This window comes from Streptomyces venezuelae, assembly GCF_008642315.1.
In the GTDB taxonomy this organism is placed as follows: domain Bacteria; phylum Actinomycetota; class Actinomycetes; order Streptomycetales; family Streptomycetaceae; genus Streptomyces; species Streptomyces venezuelae_D.
Genome location: NZ_CP029192.1, coordinates 5,031,018 through 5,056,326, shown reverse-complemented (window position 1 = coordinate 5,056,326; position 25,309 = coordinate 5,031,018). Strand labels below are relative to the sequence as shown.

Annotated in this window: 21 protein-coding genes and 1 pseudogene; 7 read left to right on the top strand and 15 right to left on the bottom strand. The window is 73.1% G+C overall.

What is annotated here, in order from left to right:
- Window positions 1-127: 127 nt before the first annotated feature.
- Window positions 128-1,507 carry a PAS domain-containing protein gene (locus tag DEJ48_RS22170; RefSeq protein ID WP_150217839.1) on the top strand — a complete coding sequence of 460 codons (1,380 nt, stop codon included), beginning with the start codon at window positions 128-130 and terminating at the stop codon, window positions 1,505-1,507.
- A 685-nt stretch (window positions 1,508-2,192) separates the two neighbouring features.
- On the opposite strand, the gene DEJ48_RS22165 is transcribed toward DEJ48_RS22170, so the two are convergent.
- From DEJ48_RS22165 to DEJ48_RS22150, 4 genes are read right to left on the bottom strand one after another with little or no spacing between them, the layout of a single operon-like run.
- A complete protein-coding gene (locus tag DEJ48_RS22165) occupies window positions 2,193-3,419 on the bottom strand; it encodes an ABC transporter permease (protein WP_223832148.1) in 1,227 nt (408 codons plus the stop codon).
- Complete coding sequence (locus DEJ48_RS22160) at window positions 3,416-4,171, bottom strand: ABC transporter ATP-binding protein (RefSeq protein ID WP_150217838.1); 756 nt, start codon at window positions 4,169-4,171, stop codon at window positions 3,416-3,418. The genes DEJ48_RS22165 and DEJ48_RS22160 overlap by 4 nt, the downstream gene beginning before the upstream one ends.
- Window positions 4,168-5,238 (bottom strand): peptidoglycan-binding protein, encoded by a 1,071-nt coding sequence (locus tag DEJ48_RS22155; RefSeq protein ID WP_223832147.1) that lies wholly within the window; start codon window positions 5,236-5,238, stop codon window positions 4,168-4,170. Before DEJ48_RS22155 ends, DEJ48_RS22160 begins: the two co-directional genes overlap by 4 nt.
- Window positions 5,235-5,762 (bottom strand): hypothetical protein, encoded by a 528-nt coding sequence (locus DEJ48_RS22150; RefSeq protein WP_150217836.1) that lies wholly within the window; start codon window positions 5,760-5,762, stop codon window positions 5,235-5,237. The genes DEJ48_RS22155 and DEJ48_RS22150 overlap by 4 nt, the downstream gene beginning before the upstream one ends.
- A 121-nt stretch (window positions 5,763-5,883) precedes the next feature.
- On the opposite strand from DEJ48_RS22150, the gene DEJ48_RS22145 reads away from it, so the two are divergent.
- A complete protein-coding gene (locus DEJ48_RS22145) occupies window positions 5,884-6,552 on the top strand; it encodes a response regulator transcription factor (protein ID WP_150217835.1) in 669 nt (222 codons plus the stop codon).
- Window positions 6,553-6,584: 32 nt separating this feature from the next.
- Window positions 6,585-7,802: a sensor histidine kinase gene (locus DEJ48_RS22140; protein ID WP_150217834.1), complete on the top strand. Its 1,218-nt coding sequence runs from the start codon at window positions 6,585-6,587 to the stop codon at window positions 7,800-7,802.
- A gap of 5 nt (window positions 7,803-7,807) precedes the next feature.
- Here the strand turns inward: DEJ48_RS22140 and DEJ48_RS22135 are convergent, their stop codons facing one another.
- On the bottom strand, window positions 7,808-8,599 hold the full coding sequence (locus DEJ48_RS22135; protein ID WP_150217833.1) for an SIS domain-containing protein: 792 nt from the start codon (window positions 8,597-8,599) through the stop codon (window positions 7,808-7,810).
- A gap of 150 nt (window positions 8,600-8,749) precedes the next feature.
- On the opposite strand from DEJ48_RS22135, the gene DEJ48_RS22130 reads away from it, so the two are divergent.
- Together DEJ48_RS22130 and DEJ48_RS22125 are read left to right on the top strand one after the other, a co-directional pair.
- Window positions 8,750-9,442 (top strand): metal-dependent transcriptional regulator, encoded by a 693-nt coding sequence (locus tag DEJ48_RS22130; protein WP_150217832.1) that lies wholly within the window; start codon window positions 8,750-8,752, stop codon window positions 9,440-9,442.
- 496 nt (window positions 9,443-9,938) lie between these two features.
- Window positions 9,939-10,802, top strand: a complete 864-nt coding sequence (locus DEJ48_RS22125; protein WP_150217831.1) for an alpha/beta fold hydrolase — start codon at window positions 9,939-9,941, stop codon at window positions 10,800-10,802.
- 74 nt (window positions 10,803-10,876) lie between these two features.
- On the opposite strand, the gene pdxH is transcribed toward DEJ48_RS22125, so the two are convergent.
- A complete protein-coding gene (gene pdxH / locus DEJ48_RS22120) occupies window positions 10,877-11,512 on the bottom strand; it encodes a pyridoxamine 5'-phosphate oxidase (protein ID WP_150221308.1) in 636 nt (211 codons plus the stop codon).
- 388 nt (window positions 11,513-11,900) lie between these two features.
- On the opposite strand from pdxH, the gene DEJ48_RS22115 reads away from it, so the two are divergent.
- On the top strand, window positions 11,901-13,001 hold the full coding sequence (locus DEJ48_RS22115) for a citrate synthase 2 (RefSeq protein ID WP_150217830.1): 1,101 nt from the start codon (window positions 11,901-11,903) through the stop codon (window positions 12,999-13,001).
- A gap of 197 nt (window positions 13,002-13,198) precedes the next feature.
- On the opposite strand, the gene DEJ48_RS22110 is transcribed toward DEJ48_RS22115, so the two are convergent.
- The 8 genes and pseudogenes from DEJ48_RS22110 to DEJ48_RS22075 all read right to left on the bottom strand — a co-directional run.
- Window positions 13,199-13,792: a TetR/AcrR family transcriptional regulator gene (locus tag DEJ48_RS22110; protein ID WP_150217829.1), complete on the bottom strand. Its 594-nt coding sequence runs from the start codon at window positions 13,790-13,792 to the stop codon at window positions 13,199-13,201.
- Window positions 13,780-14,514, bottom strand: coding sequence for an enoyl-CoA hydratase family protein (locus tag DEJ48_RS22105; RefSeq protein WP_150217828.1), 735 nt, complete (start codon window positions 14,512-14,514; stop codon window positions 13,780-13,782). The genes DEJ48_RS22110 and DEJ48_RS22105 overlap by 13 nt, the downstream gene beginning before the upstream one ends.
- 24 nt (window positions 14,515-14,538) lie before the next feature.
- Window positions 14,539-15,747 (bottom strand): acyl-CoA dehydrogenase family protein, encoded by a 1,209-nt coding sequence (locus DEJ48_RS22100; RefSeq protein WP_150217827.1) that lies wholly within the window; start codon window positions 15,745-15,747, stop codon window positions 14,539-14,541.
- Complete coding sequence (locus tag DEJ48_RS22095; RefSeq protein ID WP_150217826.1) at window positions 15,744-17,648, bottom strand: acetyl/propionyl/methylcrotonyl-CoA carboxylase subunit alpha; 1,905 nt, start codon at window positions 17,646-17,648, stop codon at window positions 15,744-15,746. Before DEJ48_RS22095 ends, DEJ48_RS22100 begins: the two co-directional genes overlap by 4 nt.
- Before the next feature lie 12 nt (window positions 17,649-17,660).
- A complete protein-coding gene (locus tag DEJ48_RS22090; RefSeq protein WP_150217825.1) occupies window positions 17,661-19,265 on the bottom strand; it encodes an acyl-CoA carboxylase subunit beta in 1,605 nt (534 codons plus the stop codon).
- A 37-nt stretch (window positions 19,266-19,302) separates the two neighbouring features.
- Window positions 19,303-21,018 (bottom strand): acyclic terpene utilization AtuA family protein, encoded by a 1,716-nt coding sequence (locus DEJ48_RS22085; RefSeq protein ID WP_150217824.1) that lies wholly within the window; start codon window positions 21,016-21,018, stop codon window positions 19,303-19,305.
- A gap of 232 nt (window positions 21,019-21,250) precedes the next feature.
- The gene (locus DEJ48_RS22080; RefSeq protein WP_150217823.1) at window positions 21,251-22,060 is read right to left on the bottom strand and encodes a TIGR03084 family metal-binding protein; all 810 of its coding nucleotides are present in this window, start codon (window positions 22,058-22,060) and stop codon (window positions 21,251-21,253) included.
- Window positions 22,061-22,349: 289 nt separating this feature from the next.
- Window positions 22,350-23,261 (bottom strand): annotated as a pseudogene (locus DEJ48_RS22075) (EamA family transporter); the annotation flags it as partial.
- A gap of 204 nt (window positions 23,262-23,465) precedes the next feature.
- Here DEJ48_RS22075 and DEJ48_RS22070 point away from each other — a divergent pair.
- Window positions 23,466-24,395, top strand: a complete 930-nt coding sequence (locus DEJ48_RS22070; protein ID WP_223832146.1) for a LysR family transcriptional regulator — start codon at window positions 23,466-23,468, stop codon at window positions 24,393-24,395.
- Here DEJ48_RS22070 and DEJ48_RS22065 read toward each other — a convergent pair.
- The gene (locus DEJ48_RS22065) at window positions 24,392-25,309 is read right to left on the bottom strand and encodes a C40 family peptidase (RefSeq protein ID WP_150217821.1); all 918 of its coding nucleotides are present in this window, start codon (window positions 25,307-25,309) and stop codon (window positions 24,392-24,394) included. The genes DEJ48_RS22070 and DEJ48_RS22065 overlap by 4 nt on opposite strands.

The following is a 25,309-nucleotide window of genomic DNA, read 5'->3' as shown; positions in this document are numbered from 1 at the left end:
TCGGGTACGCGGGCGCACAACGATTTCTCTCCAACTTCCGGGAAGTTCCTGTGGGCTGCGTCACGTTCCAGTTGAATGATCTGACATGCGGTACGGGCAGATCGCGCAGGCCTGTAGGGGGTGCCACGTGAGTGCTTCGCGGCAGAGCGGAACCACTGACGAACTTGGTCCTGAGGAACCCGAGCCCGGGAGCGCCGAGCTGCTCGCGGCGCTCCTCGACGGGATGGACGCCGCGCTCTGCGCCTTCGACGCCGACGGCGTGGTGACGCACTGGAACCGCGAGGCCGAGCGGATCCTCGGGTGGACGGCGGCGGAGGCCGTCGGGCGGCACGGGTTCACCGGGTGGGCCGTACGGCCCGCCGACGCCGGGGACGTCGAGGAGCGGCTGCTGTCCGCGATGGACGCGCCGGGGCGGCAGGTGCACGAGTTCGCCCTCGTCACCAAGGACGGCGGGCGGGTGCTCGTGCGGATGCAGTCGGCGTCCGTGCGGGGCGGGGACGGGAAGTCCTCGGGGGTGTACTGCGCCTTCAGCGAGGTCCACGCGCAGATCGACCTGGAGCGGTCCATCGCGCTGAGCGAGGCGCTGTTCGAGACGGCGTCGTGGGGCGTGGTCCTCGTCGACGCGGACCTCAGGCCCGCCGTCGTCAACGAACACGCGGCCCGCGCCTTCGGGGTGGGCCGCAGCGCCGTCCTCGGGCGGCCGCTCGCCGACCTCCTCGGACAGGGCGTCGAGGAGCTGGAGAGCGCCCTGACGCACGTCCTCGCCGAGGGGACACCGCCCGCGCCCGCGGAGATGTGGGTGACGGTGCGGGCGCCCGTGGGCGGGGAGGACGACGGGGACGCGCGCCGGTGCTGGCGCAGCGGCTTCCTCCGGCTCGCCTCGCCGCTCGCGGAGGAGCCCGTGCCCCTGGGCGTCGGCTGGCTGTTCCTCGACATCACGGAGGCCAAGCAGACGGAGCAGCTCGCGGCGCAACTGCGGTTCCGCTCGCAGCAGTTGCACCGGGCGGCGCGCGCCACCGCGGAGTGCGAGGACCCGACGGAGGCGGCGACGGTCCAGCTGGACTTCGCGCTCGCCGGGTTCGCCGACCATGCGCTGGTGGATCTCCTGGCGGGCGAGAATCCGGTACGTCTGGTCCGTGCGGCGGCGACACCGGCGGGACCGCCGGGGCCCTGCCGTCCCGTGGCCACGGCGGGCATCCCCGTCCGCTACCCCGAAGGGCATCCCGCGCCGCAGTGCGTGGAGCGGGTGGGGTCCGTGCGGGCCAGCGCGGGGGTGGGGGTGCCGGCCGAGCGGGCGCGGGAGTGGGCGGCGGCCCGGCAGTGGCCCGAGGACTCCGTCCACGCGCTCTGTGTCGTCCTGCGGAGCAGGGGCCGTACGTTGGGCGTCGTGACGTTTCTCCGTGGGACGGGGCGGGGGGTGTTCGATCACTCGGACGCGGCGTACGCGGAGAGCGTCGCGGCGCGCGTCGCCGTCTTCCTCGACCTGTCCCAGGTCCTCTCCTCTTAGGGCGGGGCGCCCCTCCTACCCCGCCGCTCCGCGGCGGATCACTCCCACCCACCCTCCCGTTCACCCCGCAACGCCCTGCGGGAGTAGGGGCGCCGAACCCGCCGCTCCGCGGCGGATGGTCCCCACCCGCCCACCCGTTTGCCCCGCGACGTCCAGCGGGAGTAGGGGCGGGTGGGCGGGTGGGCGGGTGGGCGGGTGGGCGGGTGGCAAACCCCAGCACCCACCGAGGGGGGGTGGCAAACCCCCAGCACCCACCGAGGGGGGGGTGGCAAACCCCCAGCACCCACCGAGGGGGGTGGGAAACCCCAGCACCCACCGAGGGAGTGGGTGGGAAGCCCCAGCGCCCGACAGGGGCGACCCTCAGCGCCCGGTGGGGGCCCGGACCCCACCGGGCCGCAGTCGCGCACGAAACGGGAGGGGACGTGGGGGTATGTGCGCACGGAGCACCGAGCCAGCCATAGCGGCCGGAAACGTCGGGCGCGGCGCAGGGATGGCGAGTACGGACATACCCCCGCGGCCCCGCACCCAAGACGAGCAACAGGCGCCCCGACCCTCACCGCCCCGCACCCACAAACGGACCGCGGACCCCCCGGCCCCCACCGCCCCCACCCACAGACGGACCGCAGACCCCCCGGCCCCCACCGCCCCCACCCACAGACGGGCGGAGCGTAGGCGGACCGCCGCGTCACACCGCGTGCAGCGCCAGCGTCGGGGACAAGCGGGATGCCCGGACCGCCGGGTACAGGCCCGCCACCGTACCGATCGCCAGCGTCGCCGCGAAGCCGCCCGCCATGGCCCAGGGCGGGACCACCCACGGAAGGCCGCCCGAGAGCGCGTACGCCGCCGTCGCCGCCGCCCCCAGCGCCACCCCCGCCGCACCGCCCAGCCCCGACAGCATCAGGGACTCCGTGACGAACTGGACGCGGATCTGGCCCCGCGTCGCGCCCAGGGAGCGGCGCAGGCCTATCTCGTAGCGGCGTTCCAGGACCGAGATGATCATGGTGTTGGCGACGCCCACGCCGCCCACCAGCAGGGCGATGCCGCCCAGGCCCAGGAGGAGTGTCGAGAACGCTCCCTCCGTCGCCGCCTTCGCCTGCAGCGCCGCCGACGGGTCCGTGACCTGGACGTTGCGCGGGTTCTCCGGGTCGATGGACGCGGCGAGAAGCTTGCGGACGCTGTTGACCGTGGCGTCGGTGGAGCGTTCGTACACCGACGTCGGGTGGCCGTCGAAGTCGAGGAACTTCTTCGAGGCCTCCCATCCCGCCAGCGCCGACCGTTCGATGTCCGGCGCGAGCGGCAGCGGGTCGAGGATGCCGATCACGGTGAAGTAGCGGTCGTCCAGCCAGACCTGCTGGCCGGGCGCGACGATGCCCAGGCGCTTGGCCGCGACGTGGCCGAGGACCACCGACGGGTAGCGGCTGTTCGCCGCGTTGAACCAGCTGCCGTGCGCCATCCGGCCCCGCAACACCTTCAGCAGGCCTTCCGTGGAGGCACGGACCGAGATGCCGCCGGTCTCGTCCTTCGGGATCTTCTCGCTGCGCCGGACCGAGCGCTCCAGGTCGCCGGTCGCGCCCACGGACTCGACCCCGTCGACCCTGCCGACCCGCCCCGCCGCGTCGCGCGGCAGCGTCACCTTCTCGCCGGAGAACATCGCCTCCCCCGGCGACGCCACCAGCATGTTCGTGCCCAGCTCGTCCAGCTCGCGCATGAGTTGGGCTTTGCTCGACGCCGAGATCCCGACCACCGCCACCATCGTCGCGATGCCTATCGCGATGCCGAGCGCCGACAGGACCACCCGCACCGGGCGGCTGCGCAGGCCCGCCGAGCCCACGTGCAGGATGTCCCGGGGGCCGAGCCGCGCCGCCCGCAGGGCGCGGCGCCCGCGCGCCCGCCCGCCGTTCCGTGCCGTCACGCCGCGACCTCCGCGCCCCGCGTGTCCGCGACGACCCGCCCGTCCCTGATCCGCACCTGCCGCGGCAGCCGTTCGGCGATCTCCGTGTCGTGGGTGATGACGGCGATGGTCGCGCCCTCCGCGTTGAGGTCGTGCAGCAGGGCCATGACGGCCTCGCCGGATTCGGAGTCGAGCGCGCCGGTGGGTTCGTCGGCGAGGAGCAGGTCGGGTTCGCCGACGACGGCGCGGGCGATGGCGACGCGCTGTTTCTGGCCGCCGGAGAGTTCGTGCGGGCGGTGCCGCATGCGGTCGGCGAGGCCGACGCGTTCCAGGGCGTACGCGGCCCTGCGGCGGCGTTCCGCGCGCGGGAGACCGGAGTAGAGCAGGCCCTCGGCGACGTTGTCGCGGGCGCTGATGCCGGGGACCAGGTGGAACGCCTGGAAGACGAAGCCTATGTGCCGGGCCCGGAGGGCGGAGAGGCTGCGGTCGGTGAGCGTCGCGATGTCATGGCCTGCGATGGCGACGGAGCCCGCCGTGGGCCGGTCCAGGGTGCCGACAATGTGCAGGAGCGTCGACTTGCCGGAGCCGGACGGGCCGACGATGGCGAGGAGTTCACCGGCGTCGACGGTCAGGTCGACACCGCGGAGGGCGGCGACCCCGCCCGGGTACTCCTTGGTGACGCCGGCCAGTTCCACGACGGCGGTGGACGGTGCGCCCGCGGGCGCGCAGGGCTCGGTGGACGGTGCGCCCGCAGGCGCGCAGGGCTCGTTCATGCCTTCGGCACCCCGACCTTCGCGCCCTCCCGCAGCCCTCCGCCGCTGACCTCGACCCTGCCCTGCCCGAACATGCCGAGCTCGACCTTGACGTCGCGGGTGCGGCCGCCCTCGACGACCTGGACGCCGAAGCCGCCGCCGGGCAGCGCGAGGAGCGCGTTGACGGGGACGGAGAGGACGTTCTTCCGGGTCTCGCCGGTGAGGTTCACGGTGACCGGCGACTGGTCGAAGCCGTCGACCTCGCCGGGGTCGTCGAAGGTGACGGTGACGGGGATCTTGGGGGTCTTGTCGCTGGGGTCGTCGCCCGGCTTGGCCGTCTTTCCGACGGAGGCGACCTTGCCGTCGACGGTGGTGCCGTCCGGGAGCGTCACGGTGACCTTCGTGCCCTTCTTCGCCGAGTCGCCCTCGGCCACGTCGAGCTGGACGCGTACGACGCGTTCGGAGCCGGTCGTCGAGAGGACCGGCCTGCCCGGGGCGACCTGGTCGCCGACGGACGAGCCCGCGGACTTCACGCGGACCGCGGAGGGCTGGAAGGAGATCTGGTCGGGGCCGACGCGGCCGGTCTGCTTGCGGTCGTGGGCCTTCTGCCACCGCTTGACGGCGGCGGCGGTGCCGTCCGTGTACGTGTCGTCGACCGCGAGTCCGCTGCCGTACCCCAGCGCGACCAGGTTCTCTTCGAGCTGGCGCACGTCGTTGCCCTTGTCGCCGCTCTTCAGCGTGCGGTACATGGGCTCGGTGCCGTACATGAGGCGGACGGGCGCGCCGTTGACCTCGTAGAGCCGCCCGTCGCGCCCGATGGTGGAGCCGGTGTCGGGGGCCCAGGTCAGCGTGCCCGTCGCACCGGCGTTGATCTTGCGTTCCTTGGCGTAGCCGAGGGTGCCGTCGACCTGTGTGCCGCTGCTGAGGTCGCCGCGCTCGACGGACGCGGTGGCCGGCGGCAGACCCGCCTCGCGGTGGTCGGCGTTCTCCTTGCCGCCCGCGTCGGCGAGCGCGCTGACGGCGATCCCGCCGCCGGTGACGGCGAGGAGGGCGACGACGGTGGCGACGACGGCGGTACGGCGCCTCACTTGACGATGCCCTTGCACGCCTCGGCGGCCTTCTCCATCTTCTTGGCCTCGGCGCCCTTCGGCATGGGCTGGGCCTGCATCGCGCCGCCGTCGAACTTCGGGTCGGGCATGTTGAACCCGTTCTTGCGCATGCACTGGGCGTACTTGAGCATCTTGTCCTTGTCGGCCTGCGAGGGGCCCTTGCCCGGCCGGCCGCCGCCCGCGCCGCACTTCTTCAGGGCGGCCTCCATCTTCTCCTTGCTCATGTCGCCGCCGATGGTGATGCCGCGGACGTCCTCGCCGGACTTGGGTTCGGGCACCTTGAGGCCCTGCTTGCGCAGGCACTCGCGCTCCTTGAACGCCTTGTCGGCGTCGGCGCCCTTGCCGCCGTCGGCGCTGTCCGACGACGAGCCGGACGCGGAGTCCGAGCCGGAGTCGTTGGAGCAGGCACCGGCGAACAGGGCGAGCGCGGCGAATCCCGACGCGAAGGCCACCGAGCGGACGCGGGTCGGACGGGTGGGGCGGGTCGGACGGGCGGTCCTCATGAGGCTTCCCCTTCACATGTGGCGTGACTGACGCGCACAGGCTGGCGGGGAGCCGGGTTTCGTTTCTCTCAACGGAGACGCTTACACCGGCGAAAGGTCACTCTCGGGTACACAGGGCGGCATGCGCGTACTGCTGGTGGAGGACGAGGATTTCCTGGCCGAGATGATCGCCGACGGGCTGCGCCGCGACGCGCTCGCCGTCGACGTGGCCGCCGATGGCCTCACCGCGCTGCGGAAACTGCAGCTCGGCGAGTACGACGTGCTGATCCTCGACCGCGACCTGCCGGGCGTGCACGGCGACGAGGTGTGCCGCAGGGTCGTCGAGCAGCGGCTCCTGACCCGGGTCCTGATGCTGACGGCGGCGGGCACGGTGCGTGACCGGGTGGCGGGTCTGGGGCTCGGCGCGGACGACTATCTGACCAAGCCGTTCGCGTACGACGAACTGCTCGCCCGCGTGCTCGCCCTCGGCCGCCGGGCCCGGCCCGCGCTGCCGCCGGTGATCGAACGGGCCGGTCTCGTCCTGGACACCGCGCGCCGCCAGGCCAGCAGGGACGGCAAGCACCTTGCGCTGTCCCGCAAGGAGTTCGCGGTGCTTGAGGCGCTGCTGCGGGCGGACGGCGCGGTGGTCAGCGGCGAGGACCTCATCGAGCAGGTATGGGAGGAGGACACCAGCTACCGCACCAACGCGGTCCGCGTCACCCTCTCCAAGCTCCGCGCGAAGCTGGGCGAGCCGCCGGTGGTGGAGACGGTGCCGGGGGCCGGGTACCGGATCGCGGGGCCGTCCCGGTGAGCGGGCGCGCGCCGCGTCCGCCCGGGTCGCGGATGGACAGCGAGCGGGCCAGGCTGACCGCCCTCTACGGAGGGCTGCTCGTGCTGGCGGGCGCGCTCCTGACCGGGCTCGTGTACCTGCTGGTGCAGCAGGGGCTGTACACGTCGATCAGCTCGGCCGTGACCACGGCGGTGCCGCGCGACCCGATGCCGCCGTGGCGGCACGCCTCCCCGTTCCCGGTGGCGTCTGCCGTGCCCGCGCAGCGCCTCCAGGGCACGACGATGGACATCGACAAGCGCGGCCTGGCCGTGACGAAGATCAGCGACCTCGCGGGCGAGGCGGCGCTCAGCCGCCTCCTGACGGTCTCGGTGATCGTCTTCACCGTGTACGCCGTCCTGTCGATCGCCCTCGCCTGGTGGATGGCGGGCCGGGTGCTGCGCCCCGTCGCGGTGATCACCAACATCGCGCGGCGGCTCTCCGGCGCCAATCTGCACGAGCGGATCGCGCTGGACGCGCCCCCGGGCGAGCTGAAGCACCTCGCGGACACCTTCGACGAGATGCTGGACCGCATAGAGCGTCTGGTCGGCGCCCAGCAGCGGTTCGCGGCCAACGCGGCGCACGAGCTGCGCACGCCGCTGGCCGTGCAGCGGGCGGCCGCGGAGATCGGTCTCGCCGGTGCCCCGGACCCGGAACGCGTCGCGAGGATCCGTACGAAACTCATCTCCGTCGCCGACGACAGCGAGCACCTCGTCGAGGGGCTGCTGCTGCTCGCCGACTCCGAGCAGGGGCTCGAGCGCAGCGAGCCGGTCGCGGTGGACGTCCTGGCGCACGCCGTCGCGGACGGTCTCGCCGACGAGGCGGAAGGGCGGGGCGTGGCGGTGTCCGTGCGGGCGGAGCCGCTGACGGTGACGGGCGACGGCGTGCTCCTGGACCGGCTGGTCCACAACCTGGTGGCGAACGCGGTGCGCTACAACGTTCCCGAGGGCCTGGTGAGCGTCGTCGTCGGCCGCGACGGGACGCTGGAGGTCACCAACACGGGCCCGGAGGTGCCGCCGGACACCGTCCCGCACCTCTTCGAGCCCTTCCGGCGGCTGCACGAGCGGACGCACGCGCGGGGTGAGGGAGCGGGCCTCGGCCTGTCGATCGTGTCGGCGATCGCGCGGGCGCACGAGGCGGAGGTGACGGCGGAGGCGAACGGTGCGGGCGGCGGCCTGACGGTACGGGTGGTCTTCGACCCTGCCCGGGCCTCCGCCCCGGACCCGGCCCCGTGAGGCACTCAGTGCCGGTAGAAGATGCGGTCCCCGTACTCCTGGAAGACCCGGCCGTTCCAGTCGTGTCCGCCGTCCACGTTCCCGGAGCGCAGCACGGGCGGCTGGATGCCGCGCTCGGCGAGCTTCTCGATCGCCGCGGCCGTCATGGCCTGCATCAGCGCGTTGGTGACGACGCTCGACGCGGGCCCGAACGGGGCGTCGACCCCGTCGAGGGAGAGCTCCGCGTCGCCGACACTCACCTTGGAGTCGATGATCACGTCGCAGTGGTCCTTCAGGAAGGTGCCGGAGACGTGCCGGGAGCGGGTCTCCGTCGCGTACGCCACCGATGTCACGCCGATGACCTTCAGGCCGAGGGCGCGGGCGTTCATGGCCATCTCGACGGGCAGCGAGTTCCGCCCGGAGAGCGAGATGATCACGAGGACGTCGCCGGGGCGGGCCGGCGAGGAGTCGAGGACCGCGCCCGCGAGCCCGGGGACCCGTTCCAGGGCGGAGCCCAGCGTGGCAGGCATCACGTCCACGCCGACCACTCCGGGCACGGCGAGGAGGTTGATGAGGCCGAGGCCGCCCGCGCGGTAGACGACGTCCTGGGCGGCCAGCGAGGAGTGCCCGGCGCCGAAGGCGAAGAGCCGGCCGCCGGACTCGACGGCGTCGGCGAGCAGGGTGCCCGCGGCGGCCACGCTGCCGGACTCCTCGTCGCGCACCTTCTGGAGCAGCCCGATGGCGGCGTCGAAATACCGGCCCGCCGTCTTGCTCTCGCCGCTCACACTGCTCTCGCTGCTCCCGCTCTTCGAGCTCATTCGCATCACGTTGCGGTCTGGACCAGTGCCCTGTCAACACCGCCACAGGCCGGTACTGGGCGGGAATTCCACCGGCGCGGCACGGTTGTCAGTGGTATGCGTCAGAATTGAGGGCAGGGCCAGCGCACGAGCGAATTCTGAGGGGCACCCATGTCGGGGCTGATTGACACCACTGAGATGTATTTGCGCACCATCCTCGAGCTGGAGGAGGAAGGTGTGGTCCCCATGCGCGCCCGGATCGCGGAGCGGCTGGACCAGAGCGGACCGACCGTGAGCCAGACCGTGGCGCGCATGGAGCGTGACGGCCTGGTGGCCGTCGCGAGCGACCGCCACCTGGAGCTCACCGAGGAGGGCCGCCGGCTCGCCACGCGCGTGATGCGCAAGCACCGCCTGGCGGAGTGCCTGCTCGTCGACGTGATCGGGCTCGAATGGGAGCAGGTGCACGCCGAGGCCTGCCGCTGGGAGCATGTGATGAGCGAGGCCGTGGAGCGCCGCGTCCTGGAGCTCCTGCGCCACCCCACCGAGTCTCCGTACGGCAACCCGATCCCGGGCCTTGAGGAGCTGGGCGAGAAGGACGGCGCGGACCCGTTCCTGGACGAGGGCATGGTCTCCCTGTCGGAGCTCGACCCGGGCGCCGAGGGCAAGACGGTCGTGGTGCGCCGCATCGGCGAGCCGATCCAGACGGACGCCCAGCTGATGTACACGCTGCGGCGGGCCGGCGTGCAGCCGGGTTCCGTGGTGAGCGTGACGGAGTCCGCGGGCGGTGTCCTGGTGGGGAGCAGCGGCGAGGCCGCCGAGCTCACCGCGGAGACCGCGTCGCACGTGTTCGTCGCCAAGCGCTGAGGAGCCGGTCAGCTGAGGAGCCGGTCAACTGCCGTTGCCCCAGGGGTAGTTGACAAGGCTCCGTGAGCCGCGCCAGATCTTGCGGAATCGAAGATTCAGTGTGCGGAATCGCAGCGGCCGAGCGTTTCGCGTGCCAGGCTGTCGCGAGAGGCATATGACCTGAGGGCTCGGAAGGGGCTGGAGGATGTGCCCGTCTGGTGAGCGCGAACAAGGCGAGGGCCCCGGCGCTCGAGAGCGCCGGGGCCTGTCCTCCCCTGTGCTGACCCGGAGCCCCGAGCTCCCAGGGTCATTCCCCACGGGCCGGTTTCCCCGAGCGGCCCGCCTCCCGTTGAAGATCTCCCCTCGGCCACGACGGTCAATCCTTGAGTGTGGTCACCCGAACGAGGGGTGTTATCGACGAACCGGCCGCTTTCGAAAGCAGGTTCGATAGCGTGCGGGGGTGTGAAGCAGTACCAGGCGTGAAACCCGGGCGGAACCAAGGGGGGTGCCAGGAATCATGGTGCGGCGCATCGACGTGACGGGCGCGGGTGGCGTACGCCTCGCCGCATGGGAGTACGCCGACCCTCCCAAACTCAGGGAGGCCGACGCGGCACCCGGAGGGGTGCTGTTACTGCACGGTCTGATGGGCCGCGCCTCCCACTGGACGGGCACGGCCCGCTGGCTCGCCGAGCGGCACCGCGCGGTCGCCCTCGACCAGCGGGGCCACGGCAGGAGCGAGAAGCCCACCGACGGCCCCTACACCCGCGATGCCTACGTGGACGACGCGGAAGCCGCCCTCGTCCAGCTCGACCTCGCGCCCGCCGTCCTCATCGGCCACTCCATGGGCGCCCTGACCGCCTGGCAGCTCGCCGCGCGCCGCCCGGACCTCGTCCGGGGCCTCATCATCTGCGACATGCGGGCCTCCGCGCTCGGGGCCGCCTCCCAGCGGGAGTGGGAGGACTGGTTCAAGTCCTGGCCCGTCCCGTTCGCGACGCTCGCCGACGTGCGCAAGTGGTTCGGCGAGGACGACCCCTGGGTGGAGCGGCCCAACCCCGCGCGCGGGGAGTTCTTCGCCGAGGTGATGTCGGAGGGCTCCGACGGCTGGCGGCCCGTCTTCGACCGCGCCCAGATGCTCAGCTCCCGCGAGACGTGGGTGCACGACGCGCACTGGGAGGAGCTGATCCAGGTCCGCTGCCCGGCGCTCGTCGTGCGCGGCCAGGACGGCGAGCTCGGCCGGGCGGAGTCCCAGGAGATGGTGCGCGTGCTGCCCCGCGGGGAGTACGCGGAGGTGGCCGACGCGGGACACCTCGTGCACTACGACCAGCCGGAGGCGTGGCGGGCCGCCGTCGAACCGTTTCTGGACGGGGTCCTATCGCGGTGAGTCGTTGCCCTGTGCGTGGGGCGCCGTCTGATCGTGGCCTTCGGCCCACCCGTCCTCAATCGCCGGACGGGCTGTCATGGGCTCAGGCGTTCCACCCGCCAGGACCGGTCGCCCTCGTCCCACACGTATCGCAGGCGGTCGTGCAGGCGGTCCGCTCTGCCCTGCCAGAACTCCACCGCCCGGGGGCGGACGCGGTAGCCGCCCCAGTGCGGGGGCACCGGGACCTGTTCGCCCTCGGGGTAGCGCGACGCGAGGTCGGCGTAGGCACGGTCGAGTTCGATGCGTGAGGCGAGCACCGAGGACTGGGCGCTGGCCCAGGCGCCGAGCTGGGAGCCGTGCGGGCGGGTGCGGAAGTAGGCCACCGTCTCCTCGCGGGCGACGCGCTCCGCCGCGCCCGAGACGATCACCTGACGGGCCACCGCGTGCCACGGGAAGAGCAGCGAGACGTACGGGTTCGCGTCGAGCTCGCGGGCCTTGCGGGACTCGTAGTTGGTGAAGAAGACGAAGCCCCGCTCGTCGAAGCCCTTGAGCAGGACCGTGCGGGAGCTGGACCGGCCCGCCGCGTCGGCCGTGGAGACGACCATGGCGTTCGGCTCGTGCACGGCGTCCCCGTCGCGCGCCGCCTCCTTGAACCAGAGCGCGAACTGGTCCATGGGCGCGGCGGGCAGCTCGGTCTCGGAGAGCCCGCCGGTGGCGTACTGCTCCCGCATGTCGGCCGGTTCCGGGACGGGGGCACTGGACTCGGTCACGCGGTCATCTGTCACGCGGTCATCTTGCCGTATTTGCCGTGGCCGCCGGGTTGCCCGAAGGGGCACACCGGTTCACGGAGAGGTGACATGTGGCACTGAGTGCCGCATTCCATCGCCAAAGGTGGCACCAACAGATATCGTCCTGCTGCCGCATCGGTTGGGTGACCACCAGCCTCACGGGGCATACCGGGAAGACCGTTCCGGACCGCGAGTCGCCGGATTCGCCGCACATCGGCGGACACGACCGTGGAACCGGGCCGGAACCGCCCACTTTTGACACATGGTCATGAGCTGATCGCAACCCATCTCTCGCCACCATCATGTCGAACTCATCACGAGGAGCCGCCTGATGTCCGACTTCGTACCTGGCCTTGAAGGAGTCGTCGCGTTCGAGACGGAGATCGCCGAACCGGACAAGGAAGGCGGCGCGCTCCGCTACCGGGGCGTCGACATCGAGGACCTGGTCGGCCACGTCTCCTTCGGGAACGTGTGGGGCCTGCTCGTCGACGGCGCGTTCAACCCCGGGCTGCCGCCCGCCGAACCCTTCCCGATCCCCGTGCACTCCGGTGACATCCGCGTCGACGTGCAGTCCGCGCTCGCCATGCTCGCGCCCGTCTGGGGCCTGCGGCCGCTGCTCGACATCAGCGAGGAGCGCGCCCGCGAGGACCTGGCGCGGGCCGCCGTCATGGCGCTCTCGTACGTGGCCCAGTCGGCCCGCGGGCAGGGCCTGCCGATGGTCCCGCAGCGGGAGATCGACAAGGCGGAGACGGTCGTCGAGCGGTTCATGAAGCGGTGGCGCGGCGAGCCGGACCCCAAGCACGTCCAGGCCGTCGACGCGTACTGGACGTCGGCCGCCGAACACGGCATGAACGCGTCCACGTTCACCGCCCGCGTCATCGCCTCCACCGGCGCGGACGTGGCGGCGGCACTCAGCGGGGCGGTCGGCGCGATGTCCGGGCCGCTGCACGGCGGCGCGCCCTCCCGGGTCCTCGGCATGATCGAGGAGATCGAGCGCACGGGGGACGCGGTGGCGTACGTGAAGCAGGCGCTGGACAAGGGCGAGCGGCTGATGGGCTTCGGGCACCGGGTGTACCGGGCCGAGGACCCGCGGGCGCGGGTGCTGCGGCGCACGGCGCGGGAGTTGGGGGCGCCGCGGTTCGAGGTCGCCGAGGCGCTGGAGAAGGCGGCCCTCGACGAGTTGCACGCCCGCAGGCCCGACCGTGTCCTCGCCACGAACGTGGAGTTCTGGGCGGCGATCGTGCTGGACTTCGCGGAGGTGCCGGCGCACATGTTCACGTCGATGTTCACGTGTGCGCGGACCGCGGGGTGGTCGGCGCACATTCTTGAGCAGAAGCGGACGGGGCGGCTTGTTCGGCCCTCCGCGCGGTACATCGGGCCCGGGTCGCGGAACCCGCGCGAGATCGACGGTTACGGGGACATCGCGGGCTGAGGTCGGGCCTCCGGCGGTTTTCTCCCCGACCCCGCCCCTTCCCGGAACTGGGGCTCCGCCCCAGACCCCGCTCCTCAAACGCCGGAGGGGCTGGACATCAGCCCGTCCGGCGTTTGAGGACGAGCCCGGAGGGCGATGTGCGGGGGTCCAGGGGGCGGAGCCCCTTGGTTTCGGGAAGGGGCGGGGTCGGGGAAGGCTCAGGCCCGCAGCGACGACTCCACCAGCACCGTCCACTGCGCCACCACCCGCTCCCGCCGCGCCCCGTCGTCCGTCAGGAGGTTCGCGAGGCCCAGGCCGCGCGCCATGTCCAGGAGTCCCTGGATGGTCTCGCGGACGCCGGGGCGGGACTCGTCCGCGTCGAGGAGTTCCACCGCGATGCGGTGCGTCTCGCGGCCCACGCGGGACTCCAGTTCCGTCACCCGCGAACCCAGCGCGGGCTCGTTCGACGCGGCCACCCACAGGTGGAGTGCCGCGCGGAACAGCGGGCCGGTGTAGAGGTCGACGAGGGCCGCGACCACGGAGGCCCTGTCCTGCGCGGGCAGGGCGCGCAGCGCCGTGGAGCGCTGCTCGGCGACGTACTCCACGGCCGCCGTGAACAGGTCCTCCCGCGTCGGGAAGTGGTGCTGCGCCGCCCCCCGCGAGACGCCCGCCCGCTCGGCGACCACCGAGACCGTGGAGCCCGCCCAGCCGTGTTCGGCGAGGCAGGACACCGCGGCCTCCAGGAGTTTCTGCCGGGTCGCGCGGCTGCGGTCCTGCTTGGGTGCCCGGTCGGCGGCGGTCACAGCACCCATGGGCGCTCCCGTCGTTCGAGGAACGCCGTCATTCCCTCGCGCGCCTCGGCGGAGCCGAAGAGCCGCGCGGACAGGGCCGTGAGGGCGTCCGTTTGGTCGTCGAATGCGTCGAGCACCTTAGCCGTGAGCAGCTTCTTCGTCTCGGCCAGGGCTCCCGGCGCCGCCCGGCGGAGGCCTTCCAGCAGGGGTTCGACCGTGGCGTCCACGTCCGGGCCCGCGACCGTGACCAGGCCGATGCGGGCCGCTTCCGCCGCGTCGAAGCGTTCGCCGGTGAGGTAGTAGCGGGCGGCCGCGCTCGGGTCGAGGCGGGGGAGGAGCGGGAGGGAGATGACGGCCGGGGCCACTCCTATGTGCACCTCCGTGAACGCGAAGGACGACGCCGGTCCCGCCGCCGCCAGGTCGCACGCGCCGAGCAGTCCGAGCCCGCCCGCACGCACGTGGCCGTCGACCCGTGCGATCACCGGCTTGGGCAGCGCCACCAGCTGCCGGAGCAACGCGACGAACACCGCCGGGTCCGGCGGTGCCTTCAGGTCGGCGCCGGAGCAGAACGTCGCCCCCGTGTGGGTGAGGAGGACGGCGCGTGTCTCGCCGTCCTCGCCGAGGTCTGCCAGTGCCTCGGCGAGGGCCTTCACCAGGTCCGCCGAGAGCGCGTTCCGGCGCTCGGGCGCGTCCAAGGTGACGGTCGTGATGCCGCGGGCCGGGGAAGAGACGGTGAGACTCACGGGTCAGGGCTCCTTGCTGTGACTTCAGTAGGACTTCGGCAGGCCCAGCGTCTGGTGCGAGACGTAGTTCAGGATCATTTCCCGGCTCACCGGGGCGATCCGTGCCACGCGGGACGCGACGATCAACGACGCGAGCCCGAACTCCTTGGTCAGGCCGTTGCCGCCCAACGTGTGCACGGACTGGTCGACGGCCTTCACGCACGCGTCGGCGGCGGCGAGCTTCGCCATGTTGGCCGCCTCGCCCGCGCCGACGTCGTCGCCCTCGTCGTAGAGCCTGGCGGCCTTCTGCATCATCAGACGGGCCAGTTCGATCTCCACGTGGGACTGGGCGAGGGGGTGCGCGATCGCTTGGTGGGCGCCGATCGGGGACTTCCAGACGCTGCGTTCCTTCGCGTACTCGACGGCGCGGGACAGCGCGTACCGCCCCATGCCGAGCGCGAAGGCGGCCGTCATGATGCGTTCGGGGTTGAGGCCCGCGAAGAGCTGGAGCAGGCCCGCGTCCTCTCCCCCACTGCCGAAAGCGTGGGAGGGGCCCCCACCGACGAGCGCGTCCGCCGGGAGCCGTACGTCGTCGAGGGTCAGTTCGAACTGCTTCTCCGCTGCCTGGAGTTCCATGTCGATCTGTCGCCGCTCGAAGCCGGGGGCGTCGCGCGGGACGATGAACAGGCACGGTTTGAGGTTGCCGGTCCGCGCGTCGGACGTACGGCCCACGATGAGCGTCGCGTCGGCGATGTCGACTCCGGAGATGAAGACCTTGCGGCCGTTGAGCAGCCAGTCGCCGGAGTCCGGGTCGCGGCGTGCGGTGGTGGTGATGCGGTGCGAGTTGGAGCCCGCGTCGGGCTCGGTGATCCCGAACGCCATGGTGCGGGTGCCGTCGGCGAGCCCCGGCAGCCAGGTGCGCTTCTGCTCCTCGGTGCCGAAGCGGGCGATGACCGTGCCGCAGATCGCGGGCGAGACGACCATCATGAGGAGCGGGCAGCCTGCCGCGCCCAACTCCTCGAGGACTATGGAGAGTTCCGCGATGCCGCCGCCCCCTCCGCCGTACTCCTCGGGCAGGTTCACGCCCAGGTAGCCGAGCTTGGCGGCGTCCGCCCACAGTTCGTCGGGGTGACCTCCGCTGCCTGCGACCTTGGCCAGGTAGTCGCGGCCGTACCGGCGCCCGAGCGCGGCGACCGCGGCGCGCAGGGCCTGATGCTCATCGGTTTCGAGGACGGTGCTGCGAGCGGTGCTCATGACGACTCTCCCTCTTGTACGACCTCTTGTGAGACCTCTTGTGCGACCTCTTGCACGACGGCGAGCAGCGCGCCGACCTCGACCTGGCGGCCGGGCACGGCGTGCAGGGCGGTGAGCGTTCCGGAGGCGGGGGCGCAGATGCGGTGCTCCATCTTCATGGCCTCCAGCCAGACGAGCGGCTGCCCGGCGGTGACCTGCTGCCCCTCGGCGAGGCCGTCCGCGACGCGTACGACCGTGCCGGGCATGGGGGCGAGCAGGGAGCCGGGTGCGCGGCGGGTGGTGGGTTCGGGGAGCAGGGGCAGCGCGGTGAGCGCGGTGTCTCCGGCGGGTGTGCCGACGTGGACGCGGTCGCCGTAACGGCTGACCGTGAACTGCCGGCGTACGCCGTCGACTTCGAGGACGACGAGACCTGGGCTCACGTCCAGCACGGTGACGCCGTCGGCGGTCGGGCCCTGCCGGGTGTGGTGGTAGCGGACCTCGTGCTCCGTGCCGTCGGGCTCGGTGCGGTACCGCTTGAGGTGGGGCTGCGAGCGGAGGTTGCGCCAGCCGCCGAACCGGGACCGTCCGTGCGCGTCGACGAGCGCCGCGGCCAGCGGGGCGTGCGGGTCGGGGGCGGGGGCCGTGAGGGCTTCGGCGTGCCGGTCGTAGAAGCCGGTGTCCATGCGGGCCCCGGTGAACTCGGGGTGCCGCAGGGAGCGTACGAGCAGGTCGCGGTTGGTGACGGGGCCGTGGACGGCGGCGCGTGCCAGGGCGCCCGCCAGTTTGCGGACGGCCTCGGCGCGGGTCGGCGCGTACGCGACGGCCTTGGCGAGCATGGCGTCGTAGTGCACGCCGACGGTGTCGCCCGCCGCGTATCCGCTGTCGAGGCGGACGGCGCCGGGTACGTCGACGCGGTGCAGGGTGCCGGTCTGCGGGGCCCAGTCGGCGGCGGGGTCCTCGGCGTAGAGGCGGGCCTCGACGGCGTGCCCGTGGGCGGCCGGCGGGTCCTTCTCCAGGGCGTCGCCCTCGGCGATCCGGATCTGCAGGGCGACGAGGTCGAGCCCGAACACCGCCTCCGTCACGGGGTGTTCGACCTGGAGGCGGGTGTTCATCTCAAGGAAGTGCGCGCGCTCCCCCGCCACCAGGAACTCGACGGTGCCGGCGCCGCGGTAGTCGGTGACGCGCGCGGCGCGCACCGCCTGCTCGTGCAGTTCGTCGACGAGCCGCGGGGCGAGGCCCGGGGCCGGGGACTCCTCGATGACCTTCTGGTGTCTGCGCTGGAGGCTGCAGTCGCGGGTGCCGAGCGGCCACACGGTGCCGTGCGCGTCGGCCATGATCTGCACCTCGACGTGCCGGCCGCCCTCGACGTACGGCTCGACGAACACCTCCCCGTCCCCGAAGGCACTGGCGGCCTCGGACCGCGCGGCCGCCAACTCGTCGTCCAGCCGCGCCAGTTCGCGTACGACGCGCATGCCGCGCCCGCCGCCCCCGGCCGCCGCCTTCACCAGGACCGGCAGGTCGGCCTCGGTGACCTCGCCGAGCGGCTCGATGCCCATCAGCTCCTTGGCGCGCGTCTTCGACGCCATCGCCTCGATCGCCCCGGGCGGCGGCCCGATCCAGACGAGCCCGGCGTCCAGGACGGCGCGCGCGAAGCCCGCGTTCTCGGAGAGGAAGCCGTAGCCGGGGTGGATCGCGTCGGCGCCCGCGGCCTGCGCGGCCTTCACGACGAGGTCACCGCGCAGATACGTGTCGGCGGGCGCCGCACCCGGCAGCCGTACGGCGTGGTCCGCCTCCCGTACGTGCAGGGCGTCCGCGTCGGCGTCGGAGTACACGGCGACCGTGGCGATCCCGAGCTCGCGGCAGGTGCGGAAGACACGGCAGGCGATCTCGCCCCGGTTGGCCACCAGCAGAGTGGAAATCATGGGGGGTTCTCCTCACATCCGGAAGACGCCGAAGCCGCCGCGCGCGCCCTCGTAGGGGGCGGTGTGGATCGCGGAGAGGCAGAGGCCGAGGACGGTGCGGGTGTCGCGCGGGTCGATGACCCCGTCGTCGTAGAGCCGCCCGGACAGGAACATCGGCAGCGACTCGGCCTCGATCTGCTGCTCGACCATGGCGCGCAGACCGGCGTCCGCCTCATCGTCGTAGGGCTGTCCCTTCGCGGCGGCGGAGGCGCGGGCGACGATCGACAGGACGCCCGCGAGCTGCTGCGGGCCCATGACCGCGGACTTGGCGCTGGGCCAGGCGAAGAGGAAGCGGGGGTCGTAGGCACGGCCGCACATGCCGTAGTGCCCGGCGCCGTAGCTGGCGCCCATGAGCACGGACAGGTGCGGCACCCGCGAGTTGCTGACCGCGTTGATCATCATCGCGCCGTGCTTGATGATGCCGCCCTGCTCGTACTCCTTGCCGACCATGTAGCCGGTGGTGTTGTGCAGGAAGAGCAGCGGGATGTCGCGCTGGTTGGCCAGCTGGATGAACTGGGCGGCCTTCTGCGACTCCTCGCTGAACAGGACGCCCTGCGCGTTGGCGAGGACGCCGACGGGGTAGCCGTGCAGGGCGGCCCACCCGGTGACGAGCGAGCTCCCGTACAGCGGCTTGAACTCGTCGAAGTCGGAACCGTCGACGATGCGGGCGATGACCTCGCGCGGGTCGAAGGGCTTCTTCAGGTCGCCGGGGACGATGCCGAGGAGCTCGTCCTCGTCGTACTCGGGCGCCGCGACGGACACCGGGTCCGGATCGGCGTACGCCTTGCGCCAGTTGAGGCGCGAGACGACCCGGCGGGCCTGGCGCAGCGCGTCGCGTTCGTCCTCGGCCAGATAGTCGGCGAGGCCTGAGGTGCGGGCGTGCATCTCGGCGCCGCCGAGCGACTCGTCGTCGCTCTCCTCGCCGGTGGCCATCTTCACCAGGGGCGGGCCGCCGAGGAAGACCTTCGCGCGCTCCTTGACCATGATCACGTGGTCGCTCATGCCGGGTACGTAGGCTCCGCCCGCGGTGGAGTTGCCGAAGACGACGGCGATGGTGGGAATGCCGGCGGCCGAGGACTGCGTGAGGTGCTTGAAGAGCGCACCGCCCGGGATGAAGATCTCCTTCTGGGAGGGGAGATCCGCGCCCCCGGACTCCACGAGGTGAATGGACGGCAGCCGGTTGGCGTGCCCGATCTCGTGCGCCCGGAAGGCCTTCTTCAGCGTCCAGGGGTTGGAGGCGCCGCCCCGGACCGTCGGATCGTTCGCCGTGATCAGGCACTCCACGCCCTCGACGACACCGATGCCGGTGACCATGGAGGCGCCGACGGGGTAGTCGCTGCCCCAGGCGGCGAGCGGCGACAGCTCCAGGAACGGGGTGTCCGGGTCGAGGAGCAGCTCGATGCGCTCCCGGGCGAGGAGTTTGCCGCGCTCGCGGTGCCGGGCGACGTACTTCTCGCCGCCGCCCGCGAGCGCCTTGTTCTGTTCGGTGCCGAGCTCGGCGAGCCGGTCCAGCATGGCCTGGCGGTGCTCGGCGTACTCGGCGCTCGCGGGGTCGAGCGCGGAGGCGAGGACGGTCACAGCGATACCTCCCGCGTCGACAGCAGTGCCTCCGGCGTCACAGCAGTACCTCCGGTATGTCGAGATGGCGGGCGCGCAGCCACTCGCCGAGGCCCTTGGCCTGCGGGTCGAAGCGGGCCTGTGCGGCCACGCCCTCGCCGAGCAGGCCCTCGACGACGAAGTTCAGGGCGCGCAGGTTGGGCAGGTCGTGACGGACGACGCGCAGGCCGGCGGCCTCCGGGAGGAGCTGGCGCAGCCGCTCGACGGTGAGTTCGTGGGCGAGCCACCGCCAGGCGTCGTCGGACCGCACCCATACGCCGACGTTGGCGTCACCGCCCTTGTCGCCGCTGCGGGCTCCGGCGACGAGACCGAGGGGGGCGCGGCAGGTGGGTCCCGGCGGCAGGGGCGGGGGCAGGGGCGCGGGGTCCGGGTCCTCGAGTACGCGGGTGACGGCGCCGTGCGACACGGCTCTGCGCTGCCCGTCGGGCAGCACGGCCACCTGCTCGACGGTGTCGCGCTCGACGTACGCGGCCTCGAACACCCCGTACGGGGAGCCCTTGCCGGGCGGGGCCGTCACGTGGAAGCCGGGGTAGCCGGCCAGGGCGAGTTCGATCGCGGCGCCGCTGAGGGCGCGGCCGACGGTGTCCGCGTCGGCGTCCCGCACGACGAGCCGCAGCAGGGCGCTGGCGCACTCCTCGGTCGGGGCGTCCGGGCGGTCGGTGCGGGCCAGCTCCCACCGCACCTCGGCGGGGCGGGACTTGGCGCGGTCGAGGGCGTCCTCGATCTGGGCGCGGGCGAGCGCGGCCTTGGCCTCGATGTCGAGTCCGGTCAGCACGAAGACGACTTCGTTGCGGAAGCCGCCGAGGCGGTTGAGGCCCACTTTGAGCGTCGGGGGCGGCGCCTCGCCGCGCACGCCGTCGATGCGGACGCGGTCGGGTCCCACCTGGGTGAGGGCGACGGTGTCGAGGCGCGCGGTGACGTCGGGGCCCGCGTACCGGGCGCCCTGCGTCTCGTAGAGGAGCTGCGCGGTGACCGTGCCGACATCGACGAAGCCGCCGGTGCCGTCGTGCTTGGTGATGACGGAGGAGCCGTCCTCGTGGATCTCGGCGAGGGGATAGCCGGGGTGCCGCAGGACGTCCGCGCCGCGCTTCGCCTGCTGCTCGGCGAAGAAGGCGTAGTTGCCGCCGGTGGCCTGCGGTCCGCACTCCAGCACGTGCCCGGCGACGACGGCCCCTGCGAGCTCGTCGTACGCGTCCGGGGCCCATCCGAAGTGCGCGGCGGCGGGCCCGGTGACGAGGGCGGCGTCGGTGACGCGCCCGGTGAGGACGATGTCGGCGCCCGCGTCCAGACAGGCGGCGATGCCGGCGCCGCCGAGGTAGGCGTTGGCGGTGAGGGCGCGGGGGAAGCGGTCGCCGAGACCGTCGCCCTCGACGTGCGCGACCCGCACGTCGATCCCGAGCCGCCCGGCGAGCTCCCGCACGGCCCCGGCGAGCCCGGCAGGGTTGAGCCCGCCCGCGTTGGCGACGATGCGGACGCCGCGCTCCCGGGCGAGCCCGAGGCACTCCTCCAGCTGCCGCAGGAAGGTCTTGGCGTACCCGCGCGCGGGGTCCTTGAGCCGGTCACGGCCGAGGATGAGCATGGTGAGCTCGGCGAGATAGTCCCCGGTGAGCACGTCAAGCTCCCCACCGGTGAGCATCTCGCGCATGGCGCCGAACCGGTCCCCGTAGAAACCGGAGGCGTTGCCGATGCGGAGGGGGCGTGTTCGCCGGGTCACTCTCCACCTCCCGTAGAGCCAAGTCCGGCGGAAGGCGGCGCGGCGATGGCCGGAGGCACGCTCGCGGCCGACGGCGCGGCGAGCGCGGAACGGCCGGGGCTGTGCTGCTCGACACGGCCGGGGAGGGCGGGTTCGGTGGGGCCGGGGAGTGCAGGTTCGATGCGGCCGGGACGAGCAGCCCCGGTGCGGCCTGGAAGGGCGGGTTCGGGCAAAGGGCCGCAGGTCGTCGAGGTCATCGGTGGTCCCCCGCGCCGTCCGCCTTCGCCCGCCGCCCCGCACCCGGTGGCCCCGCGAAGGCCTGGGCGATGTTCAGCCAGCGGTCCGCGTCGGGGCCCTCCGCCCGTACCGCCAGGTCCGAGCGGTGGGCCCGCTGGGTGACCAGGAGGCAGAAGTCGAGGCCGGGTCCCGTCACGCGCTGGGCCGCGCCCTCGGGGCCGTACGCCCAGACCTCCCCCGTCACGGGCGACGTCAGCTCGACCCGGAACTCCTCGCCCGGAGCGCTCAGTCCACGTACGGCGAAGGCGAAGTCACGGGCCCGTACCCCGATCCGTGCCACGTGCCGCAGCCGGTCCGTCGGCGCCCGCGTCGCGCCGAGCGCGTCCGCCACGTCCTGGCCGTGCGCCCACGTCTCCATGAGCCGCGCGGTCACCATGGACGGGACGGCCATCGGCGGCCCGTACCAGGGCAGTCGCGTGCCGGCCGGCGCCTCGCTCAGAGCCCGCCACAGGTCGTCGCGGCCCGCCCGCCAGCGGGCGAGCAGCTCGGCGGGCGGCAGCGCCGCGCCCTCCGCCGCGCCCTCGTCCACGAACGAGCCGGGTGCCGCGGCCGCCTTCTCGACCTCGTCGGCGAACGCGTCCGGGTCGGTGGCGGCGAGCAGGGCCGCCCGGTCCGTCCAGGTGAGGTGCGCGATCTGGTGGGCGACGGTCCAGCCGGGCGCGGGCGTCGCGAGGGACCACTTCTCCTCGCTCAACTCCGCGACGAGAGCGTCGAGTTCCTCGCTCTCGCTGCGCAGGTCGTCGAGCACGGGCAGGGCATCGGACACGGAACGCTCCCCTCGCGGCACGGTGTGCCTGGGAGCATGGCAGCGCTCACAGAAACAAGCAAGCGTGCTTGCATTACTTTCCGGACGGCTCCGGGGCGGGCTCCGGGATGGGTTCCGGGGTGTGGGGCGAGGTGTCGTTCGAGGCGTGGGGCGAGGTGTCGTTCGAGGCGTGGGGCGAGGCCAGGTCCGGGGCGTGTTCCGTGTCGACGTCGACCGCCGCGGCCGGTCCCGCCACCGCCTCCGTCACCGGATCCCCACCCTCACGCGCCTCACGCGCCCCGCGATCCCCGCGCCGCCCCACCTGCGTCCGCACCGCACCCATGCTCGCCGCGATGACCAGCGCGATCGCCAGCGCCTCGACGAGGGACAGGGCCTGGCTCAGGACCAGGAACCCGGCGACCGATGCGATGGCCGGTTCCAGGCTCATCAGGATCGCGAAGGTGTGCGCGGGCAGCCGCCGCAGCGCGAGGAGTTCGAGGGTGTACGGCAGCACGGACGACATCACCGCGACCGCCGCGCCGAGCGCCAGCGTGCCCGGCTCGATCAGCTTCGGCCCGGACACGGCGATCCCGAGCGGCAGGAACAGCACCGCCGCGACGACCATCGCGAGGGCCAGGCCGTCGGCCTGCGGGAAGCGCCGCCCGGTGCGCGCGCTGAACAGGATGTACGTCGCCCACATCGCGCCGGCCCCGAGGGCGTAGGCCACACCGACCGGGTCGAGGCCGTCGAAGCCGCCCCCGCCGCCGAGCAGGAAGACACCGCACAGGGCGAGTCCGGCCCAGATCAGGTTCACCGCGCGGCGCGAGGCGAGGACGGAGAGCGCGAGCGGGCCGAGGACTTCGAGGGTGACGGCGGGGCCCATCGGGATACGGGCGACGGACTGGTAGAAGAGCCCGTTCATGCCGGCCATGGCCACGCCGAACGCGACGACCGTGCCCCAGTCGGCCCGCGCGTACCCCCGCACCTTCGGCCGGCAGACCGCGACGAGCACGAGCGCGGCGAAGAGGAGCCGCAGCGCCACGATGCCGACCGCGCCGACCCTCGGCATCACGCTGACGGCGACCGCGCCGCCGAACTGCACGGAGATGCCGCCCGCGAGGACGAGCCCGACGGGGCCGAGTGCGCCGATGCGGCCGCGGACGCCCGCAGTCCCCCCAGGGGTCGCGGCGGGTGGTGCCTGGTCGCTGCGGGAGACGTTCACGGGGAGCCTTTCCGGATGCGGTGCGGCGCGTCGCGGCGCGGTCGAGTGGTTTAGTTTCGTGGACTTCATCGTCCAAAGCAGTGCACTGAGACAGGATTGTGACGGCCCTACGCTGCTGTACGCAACCCACGTCCACATGTCGAAGCTACGGCGCCCCGCACGGCTTGTGAAATGCCGATTGCGCTCCCGTTATGCTCCGCGGGCATGACCAGTCCGACGCCCGATCCGGCCCGTCACCCGCACCGTCACACCGTCGAACTCCGCCACCTGCGCTGTTTCCTCGCCGTCGCCGAGGAGGGCAGCGTCACCCGCGCCGCCGCGCGCCTGCGCATCACCCAGCCCGCCGTGTCCCGCACGCTCTCCGCCCTGGAGGAGGCGCTGGGCTCGCAACTGGTGGACCGCTCCACGCATCACCTGCGGCTCACCCCCGCGGGCCGCGCCTTCCGCGACAAGGCGGCCGTCGCCGTCGCCGCGTTCGAGGACGCCCTCGACGCGGGGCGTTCGGCGCACCGCCCGCTGCGGCTCGGGCACGCGTGGTCGGCGGCGGGTCCGTACACCACGCCTCTCCTGCGCCGCTGGCGCGAGACGCACCCCGACGTCCCGCTGGAGCTGCTGCGCATCGACGACCGCACGGCGGGCCTCGCCCGCGGCGCGGTGGACGCCGCGCTGCTCCGGGGGCACGTCGACACTCCGGGCCTGGTCACGGAGTTGCTCCGCACGGAGGCGCGGGTGGCCGCCGTCCCCGCGGACAGCCCGTCGGCCGCCCGCGCCCGGCTCGACCTCGCCGACCTGACGGACCACACGATCGCCCTCAACACGGTGTCCGGCACCACCACGACGGACCTCTGGCCCGTCGGCGCGCGCCCCACCGCGACGATCACCGTCGCCAACACGGACGACTGGCTGGCGGCGATCGCCGCGTCCCGCGCGGTCGGCGTGACCACGACCGCGACGGCGGACCTGCACCCGCACCCCGGAGTCGTCTACGTCCCGCTGCCCGACGCCCCGCACGTCCCCGTCCTGCTGGCCCGCCGCGACGGCCCGCCGAGCCATCCGGCCCTGGAGGTCCTGTGCGACCTGGTCCGCGAGGTCACGGGCGGGGACGACGGCCGGGGCGGCCGGGGCGGGCTCTAGCGGACCCTCCCGTACAGGTTCGGGTTGTACCAGCTGAAGGAGGAGACCCGGACGTTCTTGCCGGGCCGCGGGGCCTCCAGGTACTGGCCGCCGCCCAGGTAGATCGCCACGTGGTGGACGCCGGACGCGCTGCCGTCGCCGCTCCAGAACACGAGGTCGCCGCGGCGCAGCTGGCCCCGCGAGATGGGCTGCGTGGCGCGGTACTGGGCGTCGGCGACGCGGGGCAGGGCGATGCCGGCCTGCCGGTACGCCGCCATGACCAGGCCCGAGCAGTCCCACCCGTGCGGGCCGTTGCCGCCCCATACGTAGGGGTCGCCGAGGTGGCGCATGGCGTACGTGATGGCGGCCTCGGTGCCGTGGCGGCGGGGCGTGCCGGGGTTGGTGGAGGGGCGGGGCGGGGTGACGGGTGCGGTGGTGCCCGAGCGGCCCGTGTAGCGCTCGTACTTGTACTGGTGGCTGGTCCAGTACCAGTGTCCGTTCTTCCGGTACCAGTAGACGCGGTCGGTGGCGTCCCAGCCCTGGCGGCCGCGGAAGACGGGTTCGGCGGCGGACGCGGACCTGCGCGTACCGGCGGACGCGCTCTTGGCGGCCGCGGCTCCCTTTCCCTTCCAGGCGGCGGCTCCCTTACCGCCGCGCGCCACGTACTTGTCGTAGTGCGAGGTCCAGCGCCACCAGCCGGTGGCGTCCTTGTACCAGTACTTGGAGCCGTCCCAGCCCGCGTGGCTCGGCGCGGGCTCCGCCGAGGCCGTTCCGGAGGCGGCGCCCACCAGGACGGCAGCGCCGACGGCGGCGACCACGGCGCCGCGTACGGTGCCGCAGTGCTGCTGTCCGGCACCGCTCGGGCCGGGGGCCGCCGCGCAGTGTCCGCAGGTGCAGTCGGCGGGGGTGGCTTCGGTGAATCGGGGAGTCTGCAC